The following is an 18,527-nucleotide window of genomic DNA, read 5'->3' as shown; positions in this document are numbered from 1 at the left end:
GTTTACCGCCTCACTATTTTCTGTAAGGCGCTCAATGAAAGAGCTAGATTCAGCATTCATTACACAAGGACAGTAAATGAAAAAGATCATATCAACAGGGGTGCTCTGCCTATTACTGGCTGGTTGTAGCATGATAAATAGAGAACGCGTACCTGATGAAGTTCCTGATTGGACGGTTGGTTACGCTATGCCATCATTTTACCCTGTCAGAGTCACTAAAGCATATGGTATAAACACGCAAGAAGATTGGACCTCTATTTTACACACTCATAGTCAATTTATGAGAATCAGCGATTTAGAACGAATTAAACAGTCTCAACCGGACTATGATGGATATGGATTATCGTTAACTTTTGGGATCGCTCAATACTCCCAGATAAGATATACAAATCATTTACCCGATAAAGTTGTGCTTTATTGGACGTCCCTTTTTGACGCGAAGTTCTATATTACTGAATTAGATGTCACCCAAAAAATGAAAGCGCTGGCCTATAAAAAGCAAAGTTACATTCGACCAGATGGAATAAAACGAGCTTGCTACCAAACGACATTTGATTTTGGTTTTCTACCAAATGGACAAGTGAAAGTGTGGCTTGAAGGGTGTGGCAAATATACGTACGTTACTGAACTGTCACCAACGAGCACACCCGAAACGGACTATAACGGAAGTACTTACTCTGATCATAACCAGACAAGAAACGCTGTACTTAAAAGAGCTAAAAAGGCTAACGCAACCTTAACGCCTATCCCTTGGGACAAGGTAAATAAGGTTTATACATCTAAACATTTTACTGTTGACCAGCTTCATTAATATTGACTTATCGCCTCACAGAAACCTGTGAGGCGCTCAATGAAAGAGCTAGATTCAGCATTCATTACACAAGGACAGTAAATGAAAAATATTATATCAACAGGGGTGCTCTGCCTATTACTGGCTGGTTGTAGCATGATGAATAGAGAACGCGTACCTGATGAAGTTCCTGATTGGACGGTTGGTTACGCTATGCCATCATTTTACCCTGTCAGAGTCACTAAAGCATATGGTATTAACACGCAAGAAGATTGGACCTCTATTTTACACACTCATAGTCAATTTATGACGGTTAGTGATTTTAAGCGTATAAAGGGCTTTTTACCTAATTATGATGGTTATGGTATGCCATTAAGAAGTTATTCTACAATTGCTTACTATGAACAGATTATGAAAACCAATCATCTACCCGATAAAGTCGTGCTTTACTGGACATCCCTTTTTAATGCGAAGTTCTATATTACTGAATTAGATGTCACCCCAAAAATGAAAGCGCTGATGTATACACAACAGCATCATGTGGAATCTGACGGAATAAAACGTACTTGCTATCAAAGTCAATTTGATTTTGGTTTCCTACCAAATGGGCAAGTGAAAGTGTGGCTTGAAGGGTGTGGCAAGTATACGTACGTTACTGAGCTATCGCCAACTAGCATGCCTGATACTGACTATAATTCAATCACATCGAAACAATATTTCCAAGCAACAGAATATGTAAAAAAAAGAGCTAAAAAAGCTCACGCAACCTTGACACCTATCCCTTGGGACAAGGTAAATAAGGTTTATACATCAGAAAATTATATTGTAGATCAGCTTCATTAATATTGGCCTATCGCCTCACAGGTTTCTGTGAGGCGTTTTAGTTTTATATGATTCGTCAAACCATTACATTAAAACATTATAAAAACTAATCCAAAATCACGTTAACACAATATGAATGAGTATTAGGTCTAACTGATAAAGGGGCACTTTTGTGTTACGAAGTGCCAACTTTGAAAATTCGGGACAAGAAATAGATAGAAGTAAGCACTGAGTACCATGTAGTTAAGATATGCGTTATTAATTAATGATGTGGCAACTAAGTACTGTCGCTGCCAGTTCAAAGTACCACTTTCACCGTATCTTTAAGGCATTCATGGGGATCAGTGCTATGCAACATGTGTTGCTAGCACGAATGAAACGCGCTTCTTTCAGGTTAGCATTTGAGTCACAGTTCAGTGTTACTGATATTGCTTTTGAAGCTCAATTCGAAAGCCTAGAAGCCTTTACGCGTGCTTTTTCAAGGATATTCGGGCAAACACCTTCCCAATTTAGAAATCAGCCTGAGTGGCGTTCTTGGCACTCAAAGTATGAATATCATCCACCAATAACAGGAGAAAGTGTAATGAATGTTCAAATCGTAGATTTCGAAAAAAGAGAAGTTGCATTAATTGAACATAAAGGTAGCCCACTACTGGTATACGAGACAGCAGCTAAGTTTATAAATTGGCGAAAATCGACAGGTTTATCTCCAATAAAAACCAGCGAAACATTTGGTATTCCTCACTCTGACCCAAGCGATACGCCAGATGATGAGTTTCAGTTTGATATCTGTGGCTCGCACAAAGGAGAGGTTCCAGAGAACACCTATGGAATAAAATCTGGAACAATACCAAGTGGCAGGTGCGCTATGGCAATCCATAAAGGAAGCCATGACAGCATTGGCGACACCTTGTATCACTTATATCAAAAATGGCTGCCAGATAGTAAAGAAGAATTAAGAGAGTATCCTTGTTACTTTCGTTATTTAAATTTTGTTCATGAAGTCAATGAATGTGAGTTGTTAACGGAGATCTACCTACCGATAAAATAGTAAGTGGCTAAGGGAAGTAATAGACTCGGACCTGCGTCGAGGCTGTAATATGGCATCTGCACAGAGAGCGATTGTTAGCTCGGGAATAGCAATAAGTGCAATGGACATTATTAGCGTTAAGACGATCTTAATACTTTAGATAATATGCCATTGCAACCTTCTGTGGATATCGTTCTAGTCACGGAAGCCGAACCTCATCCAATATTGGAAAAATAACGCATGGAACAATTTGTTAAGCTAATGCCTTAAACGGATTCGCTAGCCAATTACAAAGGTAAATTCACCAGTTAAACGCCCGTCGATTCGCATAGTTTCAAACTGTAGATGATCACGGGCTTTTCCACCCCACCATTCATTACCAGTATTACCTTTTAAGTACAATTGGGTGGTAAGTAGCTCTTGATTACCACGCCACAACTTAACATGAATGTGTGGCGGACGAGAGGCGTAAGGTACAGGATACAATGTCTGGAATAAGTAGCGTCCATCCGATTGAGTTTCCACCGCGCCAAACCCAGCAAAGTGAGCATCAAACATATCGTTATTTGGCTGGTTTGGGTGAGAATAGATACCTTGCCCATCACACTGCCAGATTTCTAGTTTGATGCCTGAAACAGGGTTTCCCGTTGTATCCACTACTTTCCCTTGCAATATAATGGGCTCTCCAATTAATCCTTCAGTCTGAAGTAATAAATTTGATCGAAGAGGAATACGATCGACCGGATAAAATGGCCCTTCTGCTTGTTCAGGTGTTAACTGTATCGGCGTTTTGGCCTTTAAACCTGTCGTAAAAATCAAACTCAAAAGCGCTAAAAAGTGTCGTCGTTCCATGGTGTCACCAATCGCTAGTTTTAGTTAAGTTTGGTTAAAATTGAACGATTTGCCAAGACTAGTGCTGTGGATAATATAGTTTTATCAGCATCAGAAACATTTGGATATAAAACCTTGTTAAGATGTGAAGCAAGCAATACCGAAGTCTCAGCAAACTAACTTAAACACTAAAACCAGCACACACTAAAATGCCCATATGGTAAAACACTCTAAACAACTTGTTATTTTTTCGCTGGGTACACAGTTTTAAAATGCTCTAAGACAAGCACCATATCTTCTGATGGACTGATATTGAGTTCTTCGCACTCTTTTGAGAAGAAATTCCAATGAGCTTTTTTCCACCAGCCTAGTGTTTTGTCACCTTCACCTTCTAACTCAGCAAACTCAGCCGTAATTTCATTGTATTTGCACTTTGATACGGAAGTTATTTCTATAATACAAACGGGTTCACCAGACCAATTAGTTACAACCTGAAGATGTCCCACTTCAGGCATAAGCTCACCTTGTTCGCTATACCAAATCTCTAAACTGCATGAGGCTCGTTTTTCACCACGTAATATGAGATCAGCGCATAGGTTTGCATTATATTCGTCGGCACAAAAATAATCGGAACTAAATGAGGTGTACTTTGATGCATTGTCACAGGTCAGAGAACTAAGATATTGTTCTAGGAATAATTTACTTCTTTCATCCATGATCTTTACTCAATTTTCGTCTTGAACGCTTATTAGCGTGGTTCAGCTAGGCTCTCGATGCCCAACTCTTGTTGTTTACGCTTACTTAAACCACTAGCTACGATTCGGTAAGACTCAGACAAATAATACTTTAAATCGTCGTCTAATTTACCCGAGGTCTCAATTTGCTGTATCCACTTCATTCCACGATTGGCAAAATATGGCGCAGGTTTATAACCATCACTATTACTCAAAAACTCGAAATTTAAGTTAGACGTTTTAAACGTAAATGCAGCTTGGGAACCATCGCTCCAACCACCTATGGCAAAGACTTTACCACCGACTTTCCATACATCGGAATTCCCCCATTGAACAACGTGACTTGTTCCAGCAAAAGAACCGCAAAAATGGTTAAATTCTTCGTAGTTCATACTGACTTCCCTATTAGATCATGTAGCCGCGTTAAGTATTTCCAATATTAACTTTAACTGTTATATGACTTTTCGCGCGATGATATGGATTGCTTTACTTTTATGACCTGATATAGTCGAGTTATCGACCAACGTAGAACTCTCAATATTAAAGTTTGTTAGTAACGCTTCAAACTCTGCTTTGGAACTATGCCACATCGATACGCCTGTACCTGAAACAAAATGTAAGCTTTGGTCTGAACAAAACTCAGCTAGATAAATAATACCCTGAGGTTTGAGCACTCGGTGTAGTTCGCTAAGTATATTGTTACGACAGCTTTGTTCTGGGATACAAGTGAGTACGGCACACAAAACTATCGAATCAAATTCGCCATCATGGAAAGGCAAAACCTCAGTTGATAAATATCTTAAATCAAGCTCTGGACATTCGCTCAAACCTCGGCTTACCATTTCTTTCGATGAATCGACGCCAACGACTTCACGATAACCAAGCTCTGATATCTGTTTTGTGATGCGCCCATATCCACAACCAAAGTCCAAAATTTTTGATTCAAGAGGTACAGATGCGACAAAATCATCAGTTGATATTTTTAAATTAAAATTGACTCGATCTGCCACAGAATCCCATTCACTCATGATTTCCTCCCTCTGTCATATAACATAATCTTAACGTGAAAAATTTGATGCCATACTTTTTAGCGAAGCGAAAATGACTTATGTTTCAGCATCAGCCTGATTGAAAAACGAAGACACATAACAGGCTATTAATAAGCATCCTTACTTTTACGTGAAAATACACATCTATAATATCTTTATCATAATCGATATAATCTCTACATATTATGAGCTTGATAGCGATTTTTCACACCCAATGATTTTTAATTGGATATGGAAAGTAAGAAATATTGCTTATTAAAAAAGGATTAAAGCGATAAATCTCTCAACCTTTATTATAACTAGTTATATAGAGACGAAAAAAGGCTAAGCAATAACTTAACCTTTTATTCACCCTATTTTTTGACAGGCTAAATAGGCAGTAAATATGTTTTTACTCTCTTATTACCAGCGTCTTCATCTGTAATTAAGACTTTATTAGAAATAATTGTCACCCCTTGCGGGTTATTAACATCATCAATATCATAAACATTTATAGGTTTGTTTGATTCTTTATCTAAAACTATCAGTTGCTTACCTGAGTTGTTTAATAAAATAATTGCGTTATCTGTAACTTCCATACCGGTTATTATAGGAACCGCTTTCGTTTTCATTGATATGATCTGTTCAGCGTTTAACATCATATCTTTACGGCTAAATCTTGATAACACAATAAAATCATTGACTTTATTAGGCAAAGACAAGGTTAGATATTCATTATCTAATAAAGATAATGCACTGCTACCTATATAACTTTTACTAGCTCGAACTGTCTTTAAGTTCCCTCTACCCATTTCTTTCATGCGATATGAATCATCAACGGATAGCTTTACATAACTTTTATAAACAGACGTTACAATGATTTCTCCGTTTTTATCAAAAAAAACGCCAGAGATATTATTTACATCTTTATCAAATTTTGGGTCTACTTTATATTGGCTTAATATTTTTGATGCCGTCTTATCAAGTAAATAAATCCAGTTTTTATTTGTCGCAATAGCAATTACACTTCTTTTCTCATCATAACTTATCGCTGTTACTCGACCGGTAACATTAGCTGGAAGAGCAGTATTTTCTATCTTCAGCAATTCGTTCGCATGTTCAAGTTTAGTGTTTTCATTAGCCGTCAATGTAGTAAATTCAGGTTGTTCAATGTAATTATTAGCTTTAAATGAAAAATGACTCCACGTAGGCCAATGTTTTGTTGTCCAAACCGTTTTACTTAAGTCATAACTAAAGTTTTGCGGGCTTGCTTGACCAATATATGGCGGTGGACCAACTTGAGTGAATGCTTGAATTACGTTTAAAGATATAACAATAATAAAGCTATATCCTGAGACTTTATGGAACGTCCCCCAACGAACCCGCGTTGTATTTTTTAATGAGTCTTCATTTGAAAAACCTATCAATAAAGACATAATTAATAAGTTAGCTATAAATAAGAACACACCCCATGTATAAGCATGAGCACCGAGTATTAAACCACCAAACCCCTGCCCAATATCTTGTCCAAGATGTACAGAGCTATGCAATATACTTAACCATAACCCGTAAATACATATAATATAATAGGTACTAATATATTTTAATCTCAAACCATATCGAGACATATATAAAGCACAAAGAGAAAGAAGTATGATTGCAATTCTTTCCTGCCAACATAATATACAAGGATTATCACCCAGAATATAGCCAAGTATCACAGTTGCAATACCAATAGGGATCAGGGTTAATCCCAAAGATAAAACCGATAACAACAAGGATGTTTGAGAACTATTTAAACGTTTCAATTAGTAGTTCCCCATAGGTAGTATCATATTCCAACAAACAACAAGAGATAATAAAACACTAAAAATGACAGAAAAAAATAAAGAAGCATCACTCAAGTTTTTTCTTTTTGGATAAAATACAACTAATAATGAAGATATTAAAATTATAAATAATATTAAAAATTCCAATTTCGCACCTTACTTATTTAATTAATAGATATCATCTATATCTGATGACTTAAAAACTATTTCTATCGGCTAAATTTATTACCGATTTCTTTATATATTCGTAATAACAATTTTGATATTAAGTGGGCATTTTTAAGCACATGGCTTTTGGTGTGCATCAAATAACGTATGAAGTCTCACCAGTAAATCAGCTTTATTATGAGCACGATTAATATAAATATGGCCACTTACCAAGTGATCATTAGACGCTAAGAGCTTACTCTTCGTGTTGATACGTCTGTCTATTTACAGAGTTCTTGTTTGTGTGCAACATGAGCGAAAATCGCAATATTACGAAGACTTTGAGTATCTAACATTTTTTATCCTCATATTGGTGTGACGAATTGATCATACAGACTGTACAAAAATACCAATAACAACATTCAGACGATAAACATCACTAATGAGACAATTGCATAACGACTAACAAAAATATTCCATAGAGCGCCCAAATTATTGAAGCATCGTTTCAGTTCACATTGCTACTTTGCAAGCTTTGGATGAACGTTTTAGCTTGGTGAAAACATCTACCAACAGCAATGGTGTTTACCTAACGTCGCCAATAAATATATTCAGCTTTGTTCTTTTACCGTTGATAGGAACTATGGCGGTGTATATGTGCGTTCGGATGATTCATTGGTAATTAAAAAAGACGGTGATATCGAGCCTTTGATTGTATTGGAAGACAGTGCGTTCTTAAAATAGTCACCTGCTTCTATATAATAAAAAAACGCACAGCTTACTTTAGGTAAAACTGTGCGTTTTTATTTATATAAGTATTAAACGATTAGAACTTATATTCAGCAGAAATTTTGTATGAACGACCTGGCTCATAAACTTGCGTCCACGGTGTACGGTAGTTTTCATCAAACGCATTGGCGACAGTGAAATCAACAGTTAAGCCTTCCATGTTTGAGGTTGGCTCCCATGAGGCATAGAAATCAACAAGTTCATAAGACTTATAAGGGCCTTCGCTATCACCTTTTGGAAGGCGATCTTGAGTGCTGGCAAAAATTGCGCGTGTACCTACCTTGGTGTCAATTTCCCAAATACCGTAATCAACTTGCGCTACCCATTTATCGGCAGGGATATTACTTAACCACTCACCCGTATTTTCATCTTTACCACGAGTTTGACCGTACGATAACAATGTATTTAATCTGTCATAACGGTACTGGGCAACGACTTCAAACCCTTTTAGCTTCGCATTATCAATGTTATCTGAAGTACTTGTACCACCACAACCAACACCAGATCCTCGGTTTGCCATCATACACGCTATCATTTCGCTACGGCTTGGTACTGTTACATCGAGATTGATAAAATCTTTAACTTTATTTTGGAAAACGCTAGCGGTGATCAGTAATTCATCATCACCAATAAGGTTATCAAAATTAAATGTACCTTTTAACTCGATATTATGTGCCTGCTCTGGCTTCAAATTCGGGTTAGGTACAAATACATTGGTAATAGGCCCCATTGCAAAGTGAGTACCGTCCATAAATAATTCAGACGTACTTGCCGCTCTGAATGCTTCGTCATATCTTAATGACCATGCCATCCAATCTGTCGCCTGCCAGTTAGCACCTACAGATGGAGACCAAGCATCTTGCTTATTATTTTCGAACCCTTCTGCTTTTGACTCAAACGTGTCGTAACGTAAGCCAGCATCTAGTTCAAGTGACTCTAATAAGGCGTAATTAACATGAGCAAAGCCACCTAAGGTTGTTGCTTTAGCACCATCAGGAGGTGTTGGACGACCTGAGGTTGTTACTGGACGTTTAGTATCTAACTTATCTTCATAGCCATCAGCACCAATAAAGACTTGAAAACGATCTAAATCAGATTTATTGGTAACAGAAAAACCTGTTGTGGTGATAGAGCTGATATCTTTTTCAGTACTGCCATTACCCAACTCTTTAATATCTGTGTCGTTACGATAAACTCTAAATGCACTATCAATGAAGTTACTTTCAGGGTTATAAGCGTACTTTAATGTAATGTTTTGATCCGTGGACGTACGATCAATCAGTTTATCTTCTGTACTTAATGGCTCAGTCGAGCCGACAACTGGTGGGTGCCCGTCATAATCAGAAATGCGGTAATCTAAACCAATGCTTTGACTATCGGTAAAGTGCCAATTAAATTTCGCTAACCCCGTCTTATTAATCGCTTCAGTACCATAGAGCTTATAGCCATTGCCTTGCTCCATCACACCACTGTCTTGGTAACTACCGGCTAGTAACCAATCAACATTATCTTGTTTGTTAGCAATCGCACCAACGGTGGTAACAACATTTCCGTTACTCTGATAGCCCGTCTTAACTTTGCCACCAAAGCCTGTATCTTCGACTAAATCATCTGCAGTGATTGTATTTTGAATAACCACACCACCAATTGCACCTGAGCCATATAAAGAACTCACAGGGCCTTTTACTACCTCAATGTCACTGATCAAAGTTGGGTCTAAGAAAAAGGATGGTCGGTGATCAAATTGGGCATTTTGGCGGTTACCATCAATAACCTGTAGGACTTTATTCCCTTCTAAGCCACGAATATTAATAGATTGATTACTCGCAACATTACCACCAGCAACAGACACGTTTGGTATGAATTTTACCGCTTCAGCGACTGAATTAACCTGCATTTCATCAAGTTCTTCGCTGCTAACTTTTGCAACCGTCCTTGTTTTATCTTGGTTAGTTTCATCAACTCTCGAAGCCGAAACAACAATCTCATCAAATTGAGAAACATCGTTGCTGGCATAAACGGATGGAGAAAGGACCGCGACTAAAGAGCTGGCGATCAGAGTTAACTGCTTGTTCATATATCCCTACTTCACAATTTTTTATTTGTAACAAAATTCGCAAACATTATTACAAACAAAAACGATAATTACTATCATTTAGATTAAGAAATGATATTTATTTAATTATCATTACCATAAGGAATACTCATTGCGATATAGGCTTTGTATTATTGATTACCTAAAATAAGAAAAAGTGGTCACGGTATAATTAACGTGTATTTTTCACACAAAAAGATAGCAATTCGCTCATCTATTTATTTGTTATTTAATAAGTATTATTTTTCACTTTAATACGCTTGCTTAACAGCAATATGATTGTTAGTATGCGCGCTCGTTTTACGACGCTAAGTAAGGTCGCATTACTTAGTGAATCATTTATATCAAAGAGTATTGATTATGAAATTTAATGCAGTAGTACGTACTGACCTAGGTAAAGGTGCGAGCCGCCGCCTACGTCTTCAAGAGCAATTCCCAGGTATCATTTACGGTGGTGAAGCAGCACCAGTTGCTATCGCTCTTAAGCACAGCGATGTTATCAACCAAATGGACAAGCCTGAGTTCTACGAAGGTTTCGTACTAGTAATCGACGGTCAAGAAGTTAAAGTTAAACCTCAAGACATTCAACGTCACCCGTTCAAGCCTAAAGTTGAACACATGGACTTCAAACGCATCTAATTGCGAGTTCATAAACGTTTTATTAAGCACTCTTCGGAGTGCTTTTTTTATATCTAAATAACTGTATCGATATATTTACTAAAACAACGACTGTTGCGGATCATCCTCTCGCTCAATATTCTTATCTAACTCTTGCTGCAATTTAGCTCGGTGACGCCTTAGTACTTGCTGTTTGCGGCGACGACATATATCAAGTACTAGATGTTTTTCATCATCGGTCATTTTAAGCCAATACAAACGCTCTTCCCTACTACGGAAGCATCCTTTGCAATACCCCTTATTATTCACTTCACATATGCGCTTACAGGGACTTGGAATATCAAAAAAGTCTTTCTGTTCCATGCCTATTAAATTTCATCATCATACCTTTAATGAGAATAATAGATTTTTATAACTCGTGCTGTTATTAAGTGAAAAACACTAACAAAATTTTGCTAATTCGTTAATTCTGTATTGATTTTATGAAAAAATAGTCAGTTATGTTAGTTGCTTTCATCACCTCAACTCTGATAAGGTTATTCGAGTTGTCATGGCTGATAACTAATTTTTACATTATATATCTAGTCATGTCCCCGAATAGATATATCAAAGGAGGGAACCATGGATTTTTTTGTACCATCGGCTAAAGACCTTGAACAAGCGGAATCTGTTTATTCCTCGATTGCTGCACATGTCTCAGCACCTATTCCGAGCGACAGTAAACGCGTAAGTAAGTTAGTTTGGTCACATGAAGGAACGGTATGTATTGGCGAAGTAGGTAAACTTCCGCCAGAAATATTCCGTGCACCTGAAGAAATTTTAGCTATTTTTGAATGTGGTGATGTGTACAAGATCTGTACTCAAAACCGTGGTGTGATCAATTTTGATCCTATTCTTGCCAATACTAAAGACGTATCTAAAGTTGAATTCTTTAAATAGTTTTTATTTATTAGCAACAAAAAAACGCGCTTATATAGCGCGTTTTTTTATATCATTTCCAAATATTAGTCGTTTTCTTCAACGCGATCATCCGATTCTTCAGCTAAGTTTAAAAACTTCAATCCTAGGCTAAGTAATAAAATAGAAACGGGTAAAATAAGTATCTTCCAATCAAGATTATTGAAATTGACCAATACCGCTTCTAAGAACTTAACAAAAAGAATGATCACAATGACTTCTGCTAATACATTTTTTAAATGCCCAATATTAGGTGTTTTGATCCAACCTAAAACATTTGTTTTATCTGCGTCTGGCGATTTTTTATTTGATATAAATAGTGTGAATACACCGTGTGCAAAAATAAACAATACAAAAGCGATTAAAAAAATATCGAGTGACTTGATTAAATAATACGTCGCTATATCTGCAGTATCTAAATGCACTAGGCTGTTATGCGGTACTGCATTAAAAAACACCACAGTAAACGCGGTATACGTTTTCATTGAACCAACAATAAACAGCAACAATGAGCCAAGAGTAGAGCAAATGATAGCTAACCAGCCTACATATCGAAAAGCATTAAATGTTTTTTTCATAATGGGATAATCTAAAAGTTTTTCACATTATAAAGAATAAACCATAAACTACTAGCAACAGTGAATGTGAAAAAAGAATAAACAACCATTATGATAATCGTTAAAACAACCCTAACTGCGGTGCAGTAATCTCATCAAAGTATTTACCTATAAACGGCAAGATACCATCAGCAACTGGCTTTAATTGCTTATCAATATAATGGTTATAGTCGATAGGGCTTTGACGATACTCGCTTGGCTCAGCACCTGATACTGTAAATACATATTCAATCGTCCCTTTATTTTGATATTGACGAGGACGACCTAATTTTAGGTTCATTTCATCAGCTAAACGGGCTGCACGCACCTGTGGTGGTATATTTTTCTGATAATCCGCTAAATTTCGTCTTAATCGTTTACGATAAATAAGCAAATCATCAAACTCCCCTGCTAATGTTCGCTGCGTATAATCACGGACATAGTCATCAACATCCTGATCATGGAAAACCATTTGATACAGTGACTGCTGAAAATGCTGAGCGAGTGGTGTCCAATCAGTTCGTACCGTCTCTAACCCTTTAAAGACAATCTCTTCTTTATCCCCTCGCCACACTAAGCCGGCATACCGTTTTTTACTGCCTGTTTCTTGTCCCCGAATAGTGGGCATTAAAAACTTGTGGTAATGGGTTTCATATTCAATTTCAAGAGCCGATGTTAAGCCATATTCATCACGTAGGTGTTCTGTCCACCACTGATTAATATAAGCCACTAAGTCATGACCAATCGCATTTGCATCTTCTTGTGAATGGGCTTTTTTGAGTGATACAAATGTTGAGTCGGTGTCACCATAAATCACTTCATAGCCTTTAGCTTCAATTAACTCTCGAGTTAATTTCATGATTTCATGACCGCGCATGGTAATCGAGGAAGCTAAACGGTGATCAAAGAAACGACAACCTGACGATCCTAATACACCATAAAATGAGTTCATGATAATTTTAATGGCTTGGGAAAACGCTTTTTCGCCATCACGTTTAGCTTGATCACGTGCGGCCCATAAATCTTCAATCATCTTCGGCAAGAAATGCTTGGTCCGATGAAAACGTCCGCCGCGAAATCCATTAATGGCTTGGTGTTCCGCTTTACCTTCTTCTTGATTTAATCCTTCTACTAGCCCCATAGGATCAATCCGAAAAGATCGGATAATCGAAGGATATAGTGATTTAAAATCAAGAACTAATACAGAATCATACAACCCGGGTTTAGAGTCCATCACATAACCGCCGGGACTTGCAATCCAATTATCACTAACAAGGTTTGGGGCGATATAACCTGCTCGGTGTAATTGTGGCATATAAAGGTTGGTAAAGGCGGCAACTGAGCCCCCTACACGATCCAATTCAACGCCCGTTAAACGGCAGCGTTCAATAGCAAAATCGAGTAAATGAGTATGTTCAAAAATGCGAGTCACCAACTCACAATCTTGTAAGTTATATTTAGCAAGTGAGAGCTTATCATGGCGAAACATATGATTAATTTCCGCCATCCGATCATGGACGTTATGAATCGCTTTACCTTCACCCAATAATTCTTGTGAAACCGACTCTAGCGACCATGAACGGAAGTTATAAGTCGCAGTTTTAAGCGTATCAATACCATCCATGACGACTCGCCCAGGAACAGTCATAAACCCTTGATTAGGATTTTGCGAAGATGGTCGATAATGCGGTGTTTGTCGTCCACGACCAATGCGTAAATTAACTTTATTCCACTCAGCACGATGCAGTAATAAACGAAAATCAAAATCGATAACGTTCCATCCGATAATCACATCAGGATCAAAAGCCATGAACCACGACTCTAGCGACTGTAATAATGCCTTTTCATTTTCGACCCACTCGATGAACAAGTCACTAGACTCGCTATAACCGTCAGGTGCTTGCCCCACCATGATCACTCGGCTATCAGCATCGCTGTGTAAACCAATAGAATACAGTACGCCTTTTTCAGAACACTCAATATCTAACGACACGACACTCAGTGTTGGCACATAATCAACCGGTTTTACTTTGGTTTTTGTGACTTCAATATGACCAGCACGCTGGCGTTGTTCACCGGTAAAAACCAAGCCACCACGAACAAAACGCTCCATTAAGTAGCGATCAGCTAAACGAATATCCGATTCAAAAACATCAATAAGTTCGGCCGAAAGTGCTTTTACCGCAGCGAAGCCATCGCGAATAGTGTGGCAATAACAGGCAGAAACAACATGATGCTGAAACGTTTTAAGAGGAAGATCTTTCCACTCTGTGGAGATATTCGCATTCGTTAATACCTGTTGAGCTTGCGCTTTTTGCTCTGTACGAACAAAGAATACAGGCTTTTCGCCCATAATAGACAAACGACATGGACCATTTTCTGTTTTAACCCAGAGAATGATTTCTGTTTGTCCATTAATATCACGACTTTGGCGAGTTAATACAAAACCCGTTGTTAACGACTGCAAATAAAACCTCTGCTGTTGATAAGATCACCCGATCTTTTTTTCTATTTTTTCAAACTCCGCCACAATCCAATTACCGACATGTTCAACTAAAAACAAAGCGGCACGTTTGGGCACTTGCGGCCCATTGATAAGAATTTGAATGCGTTCAATATCGACTGTTTTGTCAGGATAAAAATGAAGAAAGAAATCAGCACATTGCTGTTCACTATAAGCTAAACTCGATGTGCGATGTGCCACCAGCATAAAACAGCTTCGTAGCATCTTTTTACCCACCTTTCGGCACAATGCGTTATATTCTGTCACGCTTTTCGTTGCCATAATTTTACTACGACAATCCGCAAGTACCGTTTTTATATCACTATTAAACGCTTTTGCTATCTCCCAACTCGGTTCAAACAAACCAAATTGTGTTGCCAAGCTATCGCCATAAAGACAGACGCTACAGTGCTTAAACCAAAAACCCCATTTAAAGATCGATGCTAGTGTCATCGCTTCATCTTTCGTAACCACCGTCAGATCAACCTGAGTAATAACGTTAAAACGATAGGCTATTTGTTGGCTTAGTGAGTCTAATACGCGTTGTTCTGATGCTGATAATGATCTATTAACAACCAGTGTTATATTAAGATCCGAACGTTCTGTTATCGCGCAACGAGCGGCTACACTACCATTTAGGTATATGCTATGTATCTGCTCTGAAAACTCAGCCTGCAACTGTTTTACCAAAGCTAATAACACTGGCATATAAGGTGCTTGAAATGGGGTTAATTCATCAAGAACAGGTAATGTTTTCATTACAAATACAACTCATAGACAGCTTCAATCCGTAAAAAACAGCAATAACAAATCGTAATAAAAATATAGATTTTTATGCTTTATTCTCTCTATATACTACCAAATTCAACCTATCGAAAGTAAATACTCAAAATCGTTGTTTTTCTGCTTAAATTTTCATTCAAACCATTATAGGCATCGCTTCTTAGCGAGGTTTTAGTATAATCACCACTCTTACACACAAAGAGACAGATCTTAATCTATGGAAACTCAAAACCTGATTTTTTTTTTTTTCAAGCAGAAGACGGCATACGATATTTTCTTAGAAATGGCACAAGATAACTTAGAGCCAGCAGACGTATTACTCTTCACTGCACAATTTGAAGATCGTGGTGCAGCTGAAATCGTTGAAACACGTGATGACTGGGCAGAGCACGCTGGTTTTGATGTGGATAAAGAGCTTTTTGCTGAGGTTATCATTGGTCTTGTTAATGAAGAAAACGATGAACTCGATGACGTATTTGCGCGTATGCTAATTAGCCGTGATCCTGAAAACAAAGGCTGCCATATTTTATGGAAACGCGATTAATCATCGTATTCCTAATAGAAAAAAGGCGATATCAACATCTTTTTAATGGATGTAATATCGCCTTTTTTACTTTCACAACACAATAATCGAGCTTAATTAACTTGCCAGTATTGTGATGTCATGTTTCTCACTGCGTCGGATCCACACCAAACTCAACACAACAAGAATTGCCATTACTGCAAGTACTGCACCTAAATTAAATTGGCTTTGCGCACTCATTGCTGATGCTGCTAATGTAGCTAAACCTGCGCCTAAATTCTGAAGACCACCAAGTACGGCTCCAGCTGTACCTGCATGTTGCGGAAACGGCTGAATTGCTAATGTGGTAGCAGCAGGAAATAAAACCCCAGCGCCCATAAAATAAATAAACGCACCACCAATTAAACTCGTCACCGTTACCAGCCCCTCCATGCCTGGAATAATAATCGTAATAGCACCTGCAAGTAAGGCAAACATACCCAAGAATAAAACGCGGTTGGTACCCAATCGCTTCATCAATTTATTTGAGCCCCAAGAACCCAATAAATAACCCGGCAAAGGCAGAATGAATAACCAACTTACGGTACTTGGATCCAGTTTTAACACACTACCCAGTAATACCCCTGCCGATGCTTCAAACGTAGCGACACCTGCAAATGTGGCAATTAAACACACCACATAACCTTGGAAACGACGATTAGATAACACATAACGGTAACTTACCCATACTCGCTCCGCTCGGCGATTTTCAACGGGTAATGTTTCACCAAAAGAACGCATGAGGGCAAGTGTTACAAGTGAACCAAAACCTAAAAGGTAAATATAAATAGATTCCCAGCCTAGATGCTCTGATAAATAGCCCCCTAATACAGGTGCGATCAATGGAGAAAATATCACCCCCATACTGACTAAACTATTTACTTTATGTAAGTCATCACCGTCATAACAATCGCGTGTAACTGTTCGGCTCATTGCACCACTGGTACCAGTACCCATACCTTGGATAAAACTAGCAAGGAGTAGTACTTCAAAACTTGGGGCTACTAACGCAATAACAGTACCGATCAAGAAAATGACCATACCGCTGATCATTACGGGACGTCGGCCAATACGATCAGATAACGGCCCATAAACAAACTGCGATAAACCATAAGGAATTAAATACGCGGCCATCACTGCCTGTAAAGAAGCAGCTCTAACACCAAAGAACGTCGCCATTTCTGGAATTGCTGGCACGTACATTGTTTGGGTCATTTGCCCTACAGCAATAAATATAATAAGCAAGAATAGGAACTTGCCCATATTCGAAGACGATTGCTTAACCACAACCATTACCCTCAGACAGAATAATATTTTGCAAAGAACCCGATAAAATAAAAACGAGCCCTTCAAACAGGATAAAACTCTAACCTAACAATAAATATTGAATTCAACATTCAATAAATATTCTTATATTAGAACCTATGACTAAATTTAAGACGAGATGTTAATCTTGATGCTGGATTATGACAAGAAGATATTGCTTGATTTAGCACGAATAAATTTTGAATTTGGATTACATTTTCTAATGTGTAAGTGTGGGGAATCTTGTTCAGAAAAATTGCACAGAAACAAAAAAGCCCTGCGAGCAATACAGGGCTTTTTTTTACAGATAATACAACTTAACTTTCGAAATATAAGCGATGATGACCATGACTTGCTTTGGTTTTAAGATAACTTTCATTACCATCTTTTACATGCGCTTTAGTACCAACAACTTCAACAATATTGATACCATTTTCGCTTAATTCACGAATCTTTTTAGGGTTATTAGTAACAAGTCGAATCTCAGTTAAACCCAGTGCTTTCAACATATATGCCGCTTCACTGAAATCACGTAAATCGTCACCAAAACCTAGATGATTGTTTGCTTCATATGTGTTCATACCTTCACTTTGAAGCTTATAAGCATCAATTTTATTGTACAAACCTATACCACGCCCTTCTTGACGAAGATAAAGAATAATACCGCCTAACTCCCCCATCTTTTCAATAGTTTCATCTAACTGTTCACCACAGTCACATCGAGATGAGTGGAAAACATCACCAGTTAAACATTCAGAATGCATACGCACCAAAGGTGCTGTCGTTTTATCTGCATCTTTAAAAATAACGGCAACGTGTTCTTTACCAGACTCAAGCCCGTTGAACGAAAGCAAATCTGCAGGAATATTGCTTTTTAAACCAACTTTAAAAGGCACTCTCGCCCTAACATTTACCATATTCTTCCTAAGCATTTTCTAATACTCGATCATAAGGAATGCTATTGCTTATGATGACTATCGACTTAATTTCAACTTGTGAATAATAGCGAAAATTACCACATGACAACAGTACTGCGCTTTAAACAAAGATAATACGTGATTAATCGTTTAAAAAGATCACCAACAGGTTAAATTTATCGTACTGTGCA

18 protein-coding genes and 1 pseudogene are annotated in these 18,527 nt (G+C 37.8%); 7 read left to right on the top strand and 12 right to left on the bottom strand.

From position 1 onward, the window contains the following. Positions 1-76 precede the first annotated feature (76 nt). The 4 genes and pseudogenes from C9J46_RS12135 to C9J46_RS21805 form a co-directional block, all read left to right on the top strand. Positions 77-811: a DUF2931 family protein gene (locus tag C9J46_RS12135; protein WP_107206447.1), complete on the top strand. Its 735-nt coding sequence runs from the start codon at positions 77-79 to the stop codon at positions 809-811. 81 nt (positions 812-892) lie between these two features. Further along, the gene (locus C9J46_RS12130; RefSeq protein ID WP_107290952.1) at positions 893-1,633 is read left to right on the top strand and encodes a DUF2931 family protein; all 741 of its coding nucleotides are present in this window, start codon (positions 893-895) and stop codon (positions 1,631-1,633) included. Positions 1,634-1,880: 247 nt separating this feature from the next. Continuing rightward, positions 1,881-2,663 (top strand): GyrI-like domain-containing protein, encoded by a 783-nt coding sequence (locus C9J46_RS12125; protein WP_107206480.1) that lies wholly within the window; start codon positions 1,881-1,883, stop codon positions 2,661-2,663. Positions 2,664-2,706: 43 nt separating this feature from the next. Further along, positions 2,707-2,879, top strand: a pseudogene (locus C9J46_RS21805) (LysR family transcriptional regulator); the annotation flags it as partial. 42 nt (positions 2,880-2,921) lie between these two features. On the opposite strand, the gene C9J46_RS12115 reads toward C9J46_RS21805, so the two are convergent. From C9J46_RS12115 to C9J46_RS12085, 6 genes are all read right to left on the bottom strand, one after another. Then, positions 2,922-3,494: a protocatechuate 3,4-dioxygenase gene (locus C9J46_RS12115; RefSeq protein WP_107206445.1), complete on the bottom strand. Its 573-nt coding sequence runs from the start codon at positions 3,492-3,494 to the stop codon at positions 2,922-2,924. 221 nt (positions 3,495-3,715) lie between these two features. Beyond that, positions 3,716-4,189, bottom strand: coding sequence for an ASCH domain-containing protein (locus C9J46_RS12110; protein WP_107206444.1), 474 nt, complete (start codon positions 4,187-4,189; stop codon positions 3,716-3,718). 32 nt (positions 4,190-4,221) lie between these two features. After that, positions 4,222-4,599, bottom strand: coding sequence for an MmcQ/YjbR family DNA-binding protein (locus tag C9J46_RS12105; protein ID WP_045128468.1), 378 nt, complete (start codon positions 4,597-4,599; stop codon positions 4,222-4,224). A 60-nt stretch (positions 4,600-4,659) separates the two neighbouring features. Further along, positions 4,660-5,235: a class I SAM-dependent methyltransferase gene (locus C9J46_RS12100; RefSeq protein ID WP_107206443.1), complete on the bottom strand. Its 576-nt coding sequence runs from the start codon at positions 5,233-5,235 to the stop codon at positions 4,660-4,662. A gap of 389 nt (positions 5,236-5,624) precedes the next feature. Then, positions 5,625-7,043, bottom strand: a complete 1,419-nt coding sequence (locus C9J46_RS12095; RefSeq protein ID WP_199187086.1) for a disulfide bond formation protein B — start codon at positions 7,041-7,043, stop codon at positions 5,625-5,627. A gap of 994 nt (positions 7,044-8,037) precedes the next feature. Further along, a complete protein-coding gene (locus tag C9J46_RS12085) occupies positions 8,038-10,077 on the bottom strand; it encodes a TonB-dependent hemoglobin/transferrin/lactoferrin family receptor (RefSeq protein WP_107290951.1) in 2,040 nt (679 codons plus the stop codon). A 378-nt stretch (positions 10,078-10,455) separates the two neighbouring features. Between C9J46_RS12085 and rplY the strand changes: the two genes are divergently transcribed. Then, entirely contained in the window at positions 10,456-10,734 is a 279-nt protein-coding gene (gene rplY, locus C9J46_RS12080) for a 50S ribosomal protein L25 (RefSeq protein ID WP_045150345.1), read from the top strand. 78 nt (positions 10,735-10,812) lie between these two features. Here rplY and C9J46_RS12075 read toward each other — a convergent pair whose 3' ends face one another. Next, positions 10,813-11,076, bottom strand: a complete 264-nt coding sequence (locus C9J46_RS12075; RefSeq protein ID WP_107290950.1) for a DUF1289 domain-containing protein — start codon at positions 11,074-11,076, stop codon at positions 10,813-10,815. A 258-nt stretch (positions 11,077-11,334) separates the two neighbouring features. Between C9J46_RS12075 and C9J46_RS12070 the strand changes: the two genes are divergently transcribed. Continuing rightward, positions 11,335-11,652 (top strand): hypothetical protein, encoded by a 318-nt coding sequence (locus C9J46_RS12070; protein ID WP_107206440.1) that lies wholly within the window; start codon positions 11,335-11,337, stop codon positions 11,650-11,652. A 65-nt stretch (positions 11,653-11,717) separates the two neighbouring features. On the opposite strand, the gene C9J46_RS12065 is transcribed toward C9J46_RS12070, so the two are convergent. The 3 genes from C9J46_RS12065 to C9J46_RS12055 all read right to left on the bottom strand — a co-directional run bounded on the left by C9J46_RS12065 (position 11,718) and on the right by C9J46_RS12055 (position 15,528). Further along, positions 11,718-12,248 carry a YqhA family protein gene (locus C9J46_RS12065; protein WP_107206439.1) on the bottom strand — a complete coding sequence of 177 codons (531 nt, stop codon included), beginning with the start codon at positions 12,246-12,248 and terminating at the stop codon, positions 11,718-11,720. 100 nt (positions 12,249-12,348) lie between these two features. Further along, entirely contained in the window at positions 12,349-14,733 is a 2,385-nt protein-coding gene (locus C9J46_RS12060) for a DNA polymerase II (protein WP_107290949.1), read from the bottom strand. Between the two features lie 24 nt (positions 14,734-14,757). Continuing rightward, complete coding sequence (locus C9J46_RS12055; RefSeq protein ID WP_107287615.1) at positions 14,758-15,528, bottom strand: nucleotidyltransferase domain-containing protein; 771 nt, start codon at positions 15,526-15,528, stop codon at positions 14,758-14,760. 241 nt (positions 15,529-15,769) lie between these two features. Here C9J46_RS12055 and C9J46_RS12050 point away from each other — a divergent pair, with 241 nt between their 5' ends. Continuing rightward, complete coding sequence (locus C9J46_RS12050) at positions 15,770-16,096, top strand: HI1450 family dsDNA-mimic protein (protein ID WP_107290948.1); 327 nt, start codon at positions 15,770-15,772, stop codon at positions 16,094-16,096. Positions 16,097-16,192: 96 nt separating this feature from the next. Here C9J46_RS12050 and emrD read toward each other — a convergent pair whose 3' ends face one another. Next, entirely contained in the window at positions 16,193-17,407 is a 1,215-nt protein-coding gene (gene emrD / locus C9J46_RS12045) for a multidrug efflux MFS transporter EmrD (protein WP_107206436.1), read from the bottom strand. Positions 17,408-17,736: 329 nt separating this feature from the next. After that, the gene (ribA, locus tag C9J46_RS12040; RefSeq protein ID WP_199188082.1) at positions 17,737-18,336 is read right to left on the bottom strand and encodes a GTP cyclohydrolase II; all 600 of its coding nucleotides are present in this window, start codon (positions 18,334-18,336) and stop codon (positions 17,737-17,739) included. Positions 18,337-18,527: the final 191 nt, after the last annotated feature.

The sequence above is a fragment of the Photobacterium sp. GB-36 genome (assembly GCF_003026135.1).
Lineage (GTDB): Bacteria > Pseudomonadota > Gammaproteobacteria > Enterobacterales > Vibrionaceae > Photobacterium.
The sequence above is the reverse complement of the archived record's forward strand: the minus strand, read 5'-3'. Positions and strand labels throughout refer to the sequence as shown.